Below are 11875 nucleotides of genomic sequence, written 5' to 3'. Positions count from 1 at the left end.
GCGACCCAGCGCCCGCGCGCTGATTCCTGGGTGCTTCGTCGCTCACACTCCTCGCAATGACGACCGGTGGGCGGCTTCGCCCAAAGCCCGTCCGACTCCGGATCAGAAAGGCTGCCGAAAGCCGCCGCCGAGGCTCGGCGGCTTTTGCGGGTGAGCCTTCGCCAGGTAGTCGAGGATGAGGTCGCGGTCGGCGCCTTGGAGCTCCGGCATGTTGTGGCGCTGCGTCATCCAGGTCAGCGTCTCGTCCCAGCGCTCGCGGCTCATGCCCTGGTTCGAGACGAGCCGGTAGGCGTGACAGGCCGCGCAGAGGCCGAACGTCTCCTCGCGCCCGGGTCCGGCCGGCAGGTCCTCGACGGCTTCGGGCATCGGCGCCGCCGGCTGGGACCGGACAGCGACAGGCAGCAACGACGCGAGGACGAGAGCGGCCGCCGCTGGCCTCCAGCGAGAGCCGATCACCCGACGAGGATCGCCACGCGGTGCATGGCGTTGCCGCCATAGCCTTGCGGATTCCAGTTCGTCGGCACGTGCGGCTGCATGCGGCCCTCGGAATCCGTCGCCCGCGTCCAGATCTCGTAATAGCCGTCGGACGGCACCGAGACGCTCGCAGTCCAGCGGTGCCAGTCGTAGCGGTTCTTCGGGGCCGCTAGGGTCGCCGGCGACCAGGTCGAGCCGGCATCGGTCGAGACCTCGACCTTCGCGACCGTGAGATCGCCGGCCCAGGCCGCCCCGCGCAGGGACACGCTGCGGCTACCGGCCGCCATGCGGCCACCATTCCCCGGATGGGTGATGATCGACCGGACCGGCATGGATTCCAGGATGCGGAAATCCTTCTCGTCCGCCTTGCCGCCCGGAACCATCGGCTTCCTCGGCACCCGGTAGGAGGTGCCGGTCATCCCCTGTCCGTCGTGCTCGCGGTCGCGGAGCGTGATCCGGGTCACCCATTTGTGGGAGAGGGAGCCGGGCCATCCCGGGACGACGAGACGCAGCGGTCCGCCATGCAGGTGGGGGAGGGGCTGGCCGTTCATCGCGAAGACGAGAAGGTTGTGCTCGTCCGTCGCTTTCGCGATCGGCATGCCGCGCGACAGCGATTCCTTCGTCGTGTCGCCGGTGAGATGCGGATCGGCGCCGTAGTGGGCCGTGTAGGTGGCGCTCGGTTTCAGGCCGGCGGCCTTCAGCACGTCGGCCAGGGCAACACCCGTCCATTCGGCGCAGCCGATGCCGCCATTGGTCCAGGGGTTGCCCCTCGCCTGGGGCTGGAAGAACGAACGGCCGTTGCCGCCGCATTCGAGGACCATCCGGAGCGTCTTTGCGGGGAAGCGGCGCTTCAGGTCGGCCAGCGTCAGTTCGAGCTTCGTCTCGACCTCCCCGTCGACGATGAGCTTCCAGCTCTCCGGGTCGGCCGGAACCTCGGGCATGAGCCCGTTATTGCGGATAAAGAATTTCGCGATCGGGGTCGTGTCGTCGTCGAGCATCGCCTCGGGCGTCTCGGCCACGAGCGGGCGATCGCCGAGGAGGGCAAGCGACTTGTCCTTGCCCGGAACGTCGAGGACCGGGGAGCCGACCGTGCCTGGAGTCGTCTGGGCGGCGGCCGAACTCGCCAGGCCGGCGCCGATGGCAGCAAGCCCTGCGCCGGCCAGGAGGCCGCGCCGGCTCGCGCCCGGGGGCGTCGTCTCGGGTGGTTTCACGCCGAACGACATCAGGGCTTCCGCCGCGCGCGATCGATCGACCATGTCCGCCCTCCTGCCATTTCTTCCGTGTCGAACACGCCGAATGGCTGCCCGTTCCACGATACGGCATCGCTGAGGAAGTTTGTACTCCGGCTGGCCCAGGATCGGGCGATCAGCGCGGCTTGCGGATTCGCAGCACCTTGAAGAACCCGCCCGGGAAGACGGGCTGGAGCGGCAATGTTTCGAGCGAGCGCCGGCTTGCCCAGGCAATGATCCGCGAAGCCTTGAAATCGGAGCTCCAGCCGATCTTGGCGCAGAGCGGAGCGATCACGCTCTCGACACGCGCGAGCGCCCCCTCGTCCCGCCCGAAATGGTTGACAAGGACGATTTCGCCGCCCGGACGGAGCACGCGCGCCATCTCGTCCAGCGCAGATTCCGGGTCGGGCACGAGAGTGATGAGGAACTGGGCCGTCACCCCATCGAACGCGGCATCCGGGAAGCCGAGCCGGCACGCATCCATCACCTGCAGGCTCCTGACCTGCGCGAGGCCGCGGTTTCGGGCCTTCTGGCTCGCCCGGCGGAGCATGTCCCAGGACAGGTCGATGCCGTGCACCTCCGAACCCGGCCCGTAATAGCCGAGCGAGAGCCCAGTCCCGACCCCGACTTCGAGGATGCGCGGGCCGCTACGCTCGACGGCGGTCACGGCGGCGCGTGCCGCCGGTTCGGTCAGCTTGTCGTAGACGATGTCGTAGACCGGCGCCCAGCGCTGATAGGCCTTGCGCATCAAGGCCGTGGTCGGTTGCGCAGCCATGGTCAGGCCGCGTTCTGGACGGGATGCAGCTGCGCGGCCGGGCGCAGGATCGTGCCGCCGCCGAGGAGACGCGCGCCTGGCGTCTCGTCCTCGTAGAACACGCAGGCCTGGCCCGGCGACACGCCGTCGGCCGGCGACAGCAATTCCACTTCGACGCCATCCGGCCCGACCCGAAGCAAAGCCGGCTGAGGCGGACGGGTCGACCGCACACGGGCGGCGATCGGCAGGCCCTCGGCCGGAAGGTCGTCGAGTGCCCCGTCGCCGATCCAGTTCACGTCGCGGAGCGGCAGGCGCGAGGTGGCGAGCGCCGCGCGCGGTCCGACCACGACGCGCGCCCGTTCCGGATCGAGCGCCACCACGTAAAGCGGCTCGGCCGCCGCGATGCCGATGCCGCGGCGCTGCCCGACGGTGAAATGCACGATCCCGGCATGCCGGCCGAGCACCCGGCCGTTCAGGTCCACGACCTCGCCCGGCCGAACGGCATCCGGCCGCAACCGGCCGAGCACGTCACCGTAGCGGCCGCTCGGCACGAAGCAGATGTCCTGGCTGTCCGGCTTCTCGGCGATCCCGAGCCCGAATTCGCGCGCGAGCCGCCGAGTCTCGTCCTTGCCGAGCCCGCCGAGCGGAAAGCGCAGCCGGGCGAGCTGCTCGGCCGTGGTGGCGTAGAGAAAGTAGCTCTGGTCGCGATCGGGATCGGCTCCGCGGTAGATGGCCCGGCTCCCGCCTGTCTCCCGTGTCTCGGCATAATGGCCGGTCGCCAGCACGGCCGCGCCGAGTTCGCGGGCGGTGTCGAGGAGGTCGGTGAATTTCACCGACCGATTGCACTCGACGCAGGGGATCGGCGTCTCGCCGGCCGCGTAGCTCGCCGCGAAACGGTCGATCACCGCCTCGCGAAAGCGGGCCTCGTAATCCAGCACGTAATGCGGGATGCCGATCTGCTCGGCTGCGCGGCGCGCGTCGTGGATGTCGGCGCCCGCGCAGCAGCTGCCCGTCCGCGCGGTCGCGGCGCCGTGGTCGTAGAGCTGGAGCGTGATGCCGACCACGTCGTAGCCGGCGCGGGCCAGCAAAGCGGCCACGACCGAGGAATCGACGCCGCCGGACATGGCGACGACGACGCGGGTCGATGCGGGATCGCCCGGTAGGTCGAGAAGGTTGGGCATCGGGGGTCGTCGGCTGCAGCGCTGCGATCCTATAGCCGGGCCGGGCTGCCCCACACAATGCGGCTCCGGCCGCGCCGGCCGGCACTTCTTGCCGGGCCGGCGACCGAACCTGCCGCCCGGCTCGGACCTTTCGCTGGGTCGATCCGAGAACTGCGCATCATTCCAGGCACTTAAGAAGGGGAGGCGCTGGCCTGGAGCTTGCGCCCCTACCCGTGCCCCTCGTCGTGAGCCGTTCATCTTGTCCGTTGCCCAAGCCTCCGCCTCGTCCCCCCCGGGGACCGCACGCGCCCCAATGAGGCCGGAGCGACCGGCGCATGCGCGGGCGACGGAGCCGGCGTTGGCGGCCGACCGCCCCGCCGAGAGGTTCGTCGTTTCCGATGTCGCCGATCCGAAGGGCCGTCCGGATCCGGCTTCTCCGGGCTCCCGCCCGGCCGCGCCAGGCCGCACCGAAGCCCCGCCGAGCAAGGCGCAGGCTCGTGCCCCCGAGATGCCGCAGGACGAGTCGGTTCGGAGCCCGGATCTCTCAGCCGAGACAGAGGCTGCCGGCACGCCCGACGCCGAGCCGGCCTCCTCCGGGGAATTTCATAAGAAGACCACCTCAGCCGAAGAGGCAAGGCTCGGGGTCGCCGCGTCTCCGCCGCAGGACATAGCGCCAAGCGCGACCGTCTCGATCCCGACTCTGCCCCCGACGCCGGCCGTGGCTATGCCGGAACACGCGGTCCAAGACGGCCCCGTGACTGTGGCTGCCCGACCCGTTGCACCGGTCCCGGACTCGCCCCCGAGCGCGTCCGTCGCCGCGATGCCCGCGGCCGAGGTGCCTGGCCCTGGAGCCTCACCTGATCCCGACACTCTCGGGCCAAGAGATGAAGCCGCTGTCCTCGACAGGGCCGGACCATCGACGTCTCCGCCGGCTTTTCCGGAGGGCCGCATTGTCTCCGAGGACACCGCCTCCTCCGATCCCGCCCCCGACGACGTTGCGGCTGCCCCGGCTGCCCCGGCTGCCCCGGCTGCCCCGGCTGCCCCGGCCGGCCCGGCCGGCACGGCGATCATGCTCCCGCCGGACCTCGCCCGGGCGGGCGGGGGAGTTGCCGCGTCGGCCAGCACGGGCGGGGACGCAGTCCAACCCGCGTCCGGACCGGCGGGGCCGAGCCAAACGCGACACGCCCGCTCCGCTTCGGCCCCTGAAACGGCTCCGCCCGAGGCGGCATCGCCGGGCAAAGTCGTATCGGGGACGGCCGAAGAACCCGCACCGGAGGAGCAGCTGTCGCAAGCCGCCTCATCCGGCCCCGCCGCGGCCGAGGCGCAGCATTCCGGAGCCGGCGAGCGCGACCGGCGGGGCGACCCTGGCGCACTCGCCGCCCCCGGCGGCGCCGCCACGCCGTCCCCCATCACGGCAACGTCACCGGGCCTCGCCTTCGCGGTCCAGGCCGCTCGCGACGCTCCGCCGAGCATGCCCCAGGCGAGCCCTCATCCGGTCGTGGAAGGCGTGCCGATCTCCGGCGTTCCGGTCGAGATCGGCCTGAAGAGCCTCGGCGGCATCCACCGCTTCGACATCAGGCTTGCGCCGGAGGATCTCGGCGGCATCGACGTGCGGCTCGACATCGCCGAGGACGGCCGGGTTTCGGCCCATCTCCTCGTCGACAGGCGCGAGACGATGCAATGGCTCCAGCGCGACAGCGGCCAGCTCGAACGGGCGCTCGATCAGGCCGGACTGCGTACCGCGGACGGCGGCGTCTCGGTGACGCTGCGCGACCCGTCCGGAGGCGATTTCGGGCGCCAGGCCGGGACGCCCGGCGATCAAGGTCGCGGCGGAGCGGCACCGGGCCGTCCTGATGCAGACCCCGGCCTTCGCGAGGCCGGTGCCTCGCCGGACAAACGGATCTGGAGCCGCGCCTCCGGAATCGACCTTCGGATCTAGGAGACCAGAATGGCGACGGTCAGCGCGACGAACCCCTATGCGGGCCTGACGACGACCACGGCCACCGGCACGACCCCGGCGTCCGGGAACTCGCAGGAAATCGCGGGCAACTTCCAGCAATTCCTGCTGCTCCTCACGACGCAGCTGAAGAACCAGAGCCCGCTCGATCCCCTGGATACGAACCAGTTCACGCAGCAGCTGGTGCAATTCGCCTCCGTCGAGCAGCAGCTGAAGACGAACACCTCGCTCTCGACGCTGGTGGCCGGCGCGAAAGCCTCGACGGCGTCCTCCGCCGCAGGCCTCGTCGGGTCGAATGTCACCGTGGATGGCAGTTCGGCCGTGTTCACGAACGGCGCGGCTTCCTGGAGCCTGAACCCGGCCAAGGCCGCCGCCTCCGCGATCCTCAACATCAAGGATTCGACCGGCACCACGATCGCGACGCAGACGAAGGCGCTCGCGGCCGGACAACAGACCTTCACCTGGGACGGACGGACCGCGAATGGCAATCTCGCGGCCGCCGGCACCTACACGCTGGCCGTCACGGCCCGGGACGCAGCCGGGCAATCCGTGCCGGTCGCGACCGACGTCAGCGGAACCGTCAATTCGGTCGACATGACAGGCGAAACTCCGGTCCTCGTCATCGGTGCGAACCGCGTCCCGCTCTCCGGACTCAAGTCTATCGGGCAGTGATGCCACAAACCTTGCCAAGTTCTTGCCGAGACCTGTGGCAATCAGGTCACCCGCTTAGCTCATTCTTAAGCGCGCCGGGCTACGTTGCTCATCCTGTGGTCAGCGTGTGTGTGTGTGAGCGTAACATGACCGAGTTGATGCGCCCGCGGGTGAAATACGTGATCGGTCCCGATGGCAGTCCGCTGACCATCGCCGATCTTCCGCCTTCGAATACGCGGCGCTGGGTTATCCGCCGCAAGGCCGAGGTGGTGGCCGCGGTCCGGGGTGGTCTTCTCAGCCTCGAGGAAGCCTGCAACCGATACACGCTCACGGTGGAAGAATTCTTGAGCTGGCAGCAATCCATCGACGATCACGGCCTGGCAGGGCTCAGGACCACCCGGATTCAGCATTACCGGCAATAGTCTGCTGCGTGCCGCCCGGCAGGAAATGTCCAGGCCTTAACCAGACGCTAACCACGAACCCGGAAATTCCTGCCTAGCGGGGCGACGGTCGCCTTGCGTCGGCAGGTGCGGTAGTTGGGCGCATTCCTTGCAATCCTGTCGCGGTTCGGTCCGGGCCGGCTCGCCGCCATGGGAGCCGTGACGCTCGCGCTCGTCGGGTTTTTCGCCTTCGTCATCCTGCGGGTTTCACAGCCGCCGATGGGCGTGCTTTTCAGTGACCTGTCGGGCGGGGATGCCGGGGCGGTCCTGAAGGACCTCGACGCTCGCGCCATCCGCTACGAGACCCGCGACGAAGGCGCCACGATCCTCGTGCCGAAGGCCGACATCGCCCGGCTCCGGATGGACCTCGCCGCGAAGTCGCTGCCGTCCGGCGGCGGCGTCGGCTACGAGATCTTCGACAAGGGCGATGCTTTCTCGTCGACGAGCTTCGTCCAGAATATCAACCAGCTCCGCGCCCTCGAAGGCGAGCTCGCCCGGACCATCCGGTCGCTCGGGCGCGTGCAGAATGCCCGCGTCCATCTCGCGATCCCCGAGCGGCGGCTGTTCGAGCGCGACCGCGAGCCGCCCCGGGCCTCGATCGTCCTGAAGACGCGCGGCGAACTCGGCCAGGAGCAGGTCCAGGCCATCCGCCACCTCGTCGCCTCGGCCGTGCAGGGCCTCGCGGCGGACCGGGTGTCGATCGTCGACGAGCGCGGCCGTCTCCTCGCCGGCGGCTCCGGCGAAGGCGCAACTGCGACCGCGGCCTCCGGCGACGACCGCCGGACGGCGCTCGAGCAACGTCTTCGGCGCCAGGTCGAGGAGATCATGTCCGGCATCGTCGGACCGGGCCGCTCCCGCGTCCAGGTCGCGGCCGAACTCGACCTGAACCGCATCGAGAGCCGGTCCGAGAATTACGACCCCGAGAGCCGCGTCCTCCGCTCGAGCCAGACCCGCGGCGAGACGTCGAGCACGGCCTCGGCGGACGGCCAGGTCAGCGTCGGAAACGAGCTTCCCGGCGCCAGGGATCAGGCTCCCGCAACACCGCGCGACAGCAGCAACAAGACCGAGGAGGTCGCGAATTACGAGATCTCCCGCACCACCCGGACCGAGGTGACGGAAGCCGGACGGCTGAAACGCCTGTCGGTCGCGGTCGTCCTCGACGGCACCTACGTGAAGGGCCCGAGCGGCGAGACGACCTATCAGGCGCGGAGCAAGGACGATCTCGACCGGATCGGCGCGCTGGTCCGCACGGCGATCGGTTTCGACAAGGCGCGCGGCGACCAGGTCGAGGTCGTGAACATGGCGCTCGCCGAGGTTCCGACCGCATTCGCCGCTGAGCCGACATCCTTTCTCGGCTCGCTCCTCACTTTCACGCGGGACGACCTTCTCCGCTTCATCGAACTGGGCGTCATCTCGCTCCTCTGCCTGATCGTGCTCCTGGTCGTGGTCCGGCCGATGGTGAAGCGCGTCATCGCACCCGACGGGTTGTTCCCGGGCGCGGGCTTCGCGCTCGCCGGAGGCGCTGCGGCCTTGACGGGCGCGTCCGACGCGCCGGGCCAGATCGCCGGTTCCGCCCCGGCGAACGCGCTGGCACCGCCGCCGGCGGCGCTCTCGGCCTCGGCCGGCGCAGGAGCCCTCGCGACAGGTCCTGACGGCGTCGCGGCGACCACGCCCCAGCAGGCGGCCGAACAGCTGGCCCGGCTCGGCGAGCTCGCCCGCGCCAATCCGAAGGAGGCCGCCTCGGTGCTCCGCGGCTGGATGAGCGAGCGATGAGCGCTCCTGCGCCCACGGTCGCAACGCAGGACGCGCCGGCGCTGACGGGCCCGCAGCGTGCCGCCGCGCTGCTGATCCTCCTCGGCGAGGACCATGGGGCCGGCATCTGGTCGCAATTCAACGAGGCCGAGATCCGCACCGTCTGCTGCGCCATGGCCGAACTCGGCGCCATCCCGGGGAATGCGGTCGAACGCGTGATGGCCGATTTCGCGGCCGAACTCGGCGCGACCGGCGCCCTGACCGGTTCCGCCGACCGGGCCGAGGAACTCCTCGCCAAGATATTCCCGCCGGAGCGGGTCGCGGCCGTGATGGCGGATGTGCGGGGCGCCTCCGGCCGGCAGGTCTGGCGCCGCATGGCCCATGTCGCGCCCGAGGCCATCGCGAGCTTCCTCAAGGAGGAATATGCCCAGACCGTCGCCGTGGTGCTCTCCCGGCTCGGCTCCGACCAGGGCGGACGGGTGCTGGCGCTCCTGCCCGACCGGCTCGCAGGCGACGTCGTCCAGCGCATGCTCGTCATGGGCGAGGTTCGGTCGGAGGCGCTCGACCGGATCGAGGAGACCCTTTACCGGCACTTCTTTGCGGGGGGGCTCCGGAAGCCGGAAGCGGACCGCTACGAGATCATGGCCGACCGGTTCAACGCCTTCGACCGGCCGACCGAGGCGAGGTTCCTGGCCGCCCTCGAGACGAACGACCGCGACGCCGCCCAGCGCATCCGGGAGAAGATGTTCACCTTCGAGGACCTTCTAAAGCTCGATCCAGCCGGCTGCCAGACCCTGCTCCGGACCGTCGACAAGGACACGCTCGGCCGTGCGCTGAAGGGCGCGAGCGACGCCGCCCGCGCCTTCTTCTCCGCCAACATGTCGACCCGGGCCGCGAAGAACCTGCAGGACGAGATGGAATCGATGGGCCCGATCCGGATGAAGGATGTGGACGACGCCCAGTCGAAGATGGTCTCGGCCGCGAAGGCGCTCGCGGAAGCGGGCGAGATCCGCATCGTCAAGAACCGGGCCGACGACGAGGTCGTGCTGTGACCGCGCGGGCTGCACCATGAAGGTTCGACCGTTCAGCTTCGGCGAAGATCTCGGCGTTCCCGCCCAGGAGCGGCGCGCCGCGACCGAGCGCGCGGAAGCGGCCGAGCGGGCCGCCGTCGAGGCGGCTGCGCGGGACGGCTATGCCCGCGGTCTCGCGGCCGGCCGCCAGGAGGCTGCGGCTTCGACGGAGCAGCACCTCGCGGAGGCTTCCGACCGGCTCGCGAACGGCATCGGCATGGCATTGGCCGAGATCGACCGCCGTGCGGGCGACATCGAGCAGGACGCGCTCGCCTTCTTCGAGGCTCTTGCCCGAAGGCTCGCGGGCGAGGCCCTGGCCGCGCAGCCGCTAGGCCCGATCGGCGAGGCCGCCTCCGAGGCGTTCCGGCATCTCCGCGGGGTGCCTCACCTCGCCGTGCGGGTGAACGAGGACCTGGTGGACGGGGTCGAGGCCCTGCTCCGCTCCATGGCCCGCGACCGCGGCTACGAGGGCCGCATCATCGTGCTGGGCGAGGCCGACATTCCACCTGGCGACGCCCGGCTCGACTGGGCCGACGGCGGCATCGTCCGCGAGCGCCGCCACCTCGACGAGGCCGTCGAGGGCATCCTGTCCCGGGCGGCCCAGGCCGCTTCCATCTGACCACGCGAAAGACCTCCGAGATGAGCGCAGCCGGCGACCTTCCTCTTCCCCGTCTCGACGAGAGCGAGATGACCTTCGGACCGAATGCCGGTCCTCGAGAGGCCCCGGCCCGGCGGGTGCCGGCGGATCTCGACCAGCTTCTCGACGTGCCCGTCACGGTCTCGGCCATCCTCGGCCATGCCCGGATGCCGATCGGAGAATTTCTGAAGATCGGGCCCGGCGCGCTTCTGGAACTCGATCGCCGTGTCGGCGAGGCGGTCGACATCCGGGTGAACGATCGCCTGGTCGCGCGGGGCGAGGTGGTCCTGGTCGACGATCGCCTCGGGGTCACGATGACCGAAATCGTCATGCCGGCCGCCTAGCACCGCACAGGGACACAGGACCATGCGTCTTCTCATCATCGGCCGGCTCTCGAGCGAGCTCATCGCGGCCTCCCGCATTGCCATGAACCGCGGCGCCGCCGTCACCCAGGCGGACAGCGTCGCCCAGGGCGTCGCGGTGCTCCGGACCCGCGGCGCCGATCTCGTCATGATCGACGTCCTCCTGTCGGTCCGCGATCTCGTCGCCGCACTCGAGGCGGAGCGCATCCGCACGCCGGTCGTCGCCTGCGGCACCGCGACCGACGCCCGCGCGGCGGTGGCGGCGATCCAGGCCGGGGCCAAGGAATACATCCCGCTGCCGCCAGACCCCGAGCTGATCGCGGCCGTGATCGAGGCCGTGGCCTCGGACAGCCGCTCGTTCATCTGGCGCGACCCCGCCATGGAGAGCGTGGTGAAGCTCGCCGAACAGGTCGCCCGCTCGGAAGCCTCGGTCCTCGTCACGGGCGAGAGCGGAACCGGCAAGGAGGTGCTGGCCCGCCATCTCCATGCGAAATCCGGCCGCCGCGACCGGCCCTTCGTCTCCGTGAATTGCGCGGCCATCCCGGACGCCCTCCTCGAATCGGAGCTGTTCGGCCACGAGAAGGGCGCCTTCACGGGCGCGGTCGCGCGCAGGATCGGCAAGTTCGAGGAGGCTTCTGGCGGAACGCTCCTGCTCGACGAGATCTCCGAGATGGAGGTTCGGCTCCAGGCGAAGCTGCTCCGCGCGCTGCAGGAGCGGGTGATCGACCGGGTCGGCGGCTCCCAGCCGGTCCGGGTGGATATCCGGGTCATCGCGACCTCGAACCGGAACCTGACGGACGAGGTCCGCAAGGGCACCTTCCGGGAGGACCTCCTCTACCGGCTGAACGTGGTCCATCTCCGGATCCCGCCCTTGCGCGAGCGGCCGGCCGACATCCTGGAACTCGCGACCTTCTTCGCCCGCCGCTATGCCGACCTGAACGGCGTGCCGGTCCGTCCGCTGTCGCTCGAGGCGAAGCGGCTCATGACCCGCTCAGCCTGGCGCGGCAACGTGCGCGAACTCGAAAACACCATGCACCGCGCCGTGCTGCTCGCGAACGGCGACACGATCGATGCGGAAGCTATCCGGGCACCGGATGGGGCCAGCCTCACGCCGGCCGGTGGCGAGCCCGCCTCCCGTGCGGCCGCGACCGCGGAAGCCGTGACCCGGGGACTCGTCGGCCGCACGGTCGCCGCGGTCGAGAAGGACCTCATTCTCGACACGCTCGACCATTGCATCGGCAACCGGACCCACGCGGCCCGCATCCTCGGCATCTCGATCCGCACGCTGCGAAACAAGCTTGCGGAATATATCGCCGAGGGGGTTCCGGTCGCGGAGCCCGGAGCCACGCGGTCGGCCGCGGCTTGAGCATCGCCAAGATCGCCGGCGGC

12 protein-coding genes are annotated in these 11875 nt (G+C 70.4%); 8 read left to right on the top strand and 4 right to left on the bottom strand.

The window, feature by feature from the left end:
* Positions 1-102: 102 nt before the first annotated feature.
* The 4 genes from ACFE87_RS07570 to mnmA all read right to left on the bottom strand — a co-directional run bounded on the left by ACFE87_RS07570 (position 103) and on the right by mnmA (position 3638).
* A complete protein-coding gene (locus tag ACFE87_RS07570; protein ID WP_375459017.1) occupies positions 103-366 on the bottom strand; it encodes a hypothetical protein in 264 nt (87 codons plus the stop codon).
* Positions 367-452: 86 nt separating this feature from the next.
* A complete protein-coding gene (locus ACFE87_RS07565; protein WP_375459016.1) occupies positions 453-1730 on the bottom strand; it encodes a sulfite oxidase in 1278 nt (425 codons plus the stop codon).
* A 109-nt stretch (positions 1731-1839) separates the two neighbouring features.
* Positions 1840-2478: a class I SAM-dependent methyltransferase gene (locus tag ACFE87_RS07560; RefSeq protein WP_375459015.1), complete on the bottom strand. Its 639-nt coding sequence runs from the start codon at positions 2476-2478 to the stop codon at positions 1840-1842.
* Positions 2479-2480: 2 nt separating this feature from the next.
* Positions 2481-3638 carry a tRNA 2-thiouridine(34) synthase MnmA gene (gene mnmA / locus ACFE87_RS07555; RefSeq protein WP_375459014.1) on the bottom strand — a complete coding sequence of 386 codons (1158 nt, stop codon included), beginning with the start codon at positions 3636-3638 and terminating at the stop codon, positions 2481-2483.
* Between the two features lie 1048 nt (positions 3639-4686).
* Here mnmA and ACFE87_RS07550 point away from each other — a divergent pair.
* The 8 genes from ACFE87_RS07550 (at position 4687) to ACFE87_RS07515 (ending at position 11852) form a co-directional block, all read left to right on the top strand.
* On the top strand, positions 4687-5556 hold the full coding sequence (locus tag ACFE87_RS07550) for a flagellar hook-length control protein FliK (RefSeq protein WP_375459013.1): 870 nt from the start codon (positions 4687-4689) through the stop codon (positions 5554-5556).
* A 9-nt stretch (positions 5557-5565) separates the two neighbouring features.
* Positions 5566-6246 (top strand): flagellar hook assembly protein FlgD, encoded by a 681-nt coding sequence (locus ACFE87_RS07545; RefSeq protein WP_375459012.1) that lies wholly within the window; start codon positions 5566-5568, stop codon positions 6244-6246.
* 125 nt (positions 6247-6371) lie between these two features.
* The gene (locus ACFE87_RS07540; protein WP_375459011.1) at positions 6372-6647 is read left to right on the top strand and encodes a DUF1153 domain-containing protein; all 276 of its coding nucleotides are present in this window, start codon (positions 6372-6374) and stop codon (positions 6645-6647) included.
* A gap of 114 nt (positions 6648-6761) precedes the next feature.
* Positions 6762-8438, top strand: coding sequence for a flagellar basal-body MS-ring/collar protein FliF (fliF, locus tag ACFE87_RS07535; RefSeq protein ID WP_375459010.1), 1677 nt, complete (start codon positions 6762-6764; stop codon positions 8436-8438).
* Complete coding sequence (gene fliG, locus ACFE87_RS07530; protein WP_375459009.1) at positions 8435-9469, top strand: flagellar motor switch protein FliG; 1035 nt, start codon at positions 8435-8437, stop codon at positions 9467-9469. The genes fliF and fliG overlap by 4 nt, the downstream gene beginning before the upstream one ends.
* 16 nt (positions 9470-9485) lie before the next feature.
* A complete protein-coding gene (locus tag ACFE87_RS07525) occupies positions 9486-10106 on the top strand; it encodes a flagellar assembly protein FliH (protein WP_375459008.1) in 621 nt (206 codons plus the stop codon).
* A gap of 20 nt (positions 10107-10126) precedes the next feature.
* Positions 10127-10468: a flagellar motor switch protein FliN gene (gene fliN, locus ACFE87_RS07520; protein ID WP_375459007.1), complete on the top strand. Its 342-nt coding sequence runs from the start codon at positions 10127-10129 to the stop codon at positions 10466-10468.
* Between the two features lie 22 nt (positions 10469-10490).
* Positions 10491-11852 (top strand): sigma-54-dependent transcriptional regulator, encoded by a 1362-nt coding sequence (locus ACFE87_RS07515; protein ID WP_375459006.1) that lies wholly within the window; start codon positions 10491-10493, stop codon positions 11850-11852.
* The last annotated feature ends 23 nt before the right edge of the window (positions 11853-11875 follow it).

This window comes from uncultured Enterovirga sp. (genome assembly GCF_964242715.1).
In the GTDB taxonomy this organism is placed as follows: domain Bacteria; phylum Pseudomonadota; class Alphaproteobacteria; order Rhizobiales; family Beijerinckiaceae; genus Enterovirga.
The sequence above is the reverse complement of the archived record's forward strand: the minus strand, read 5'-3'. Positions and strand labels throughout refer to the sequence as shown.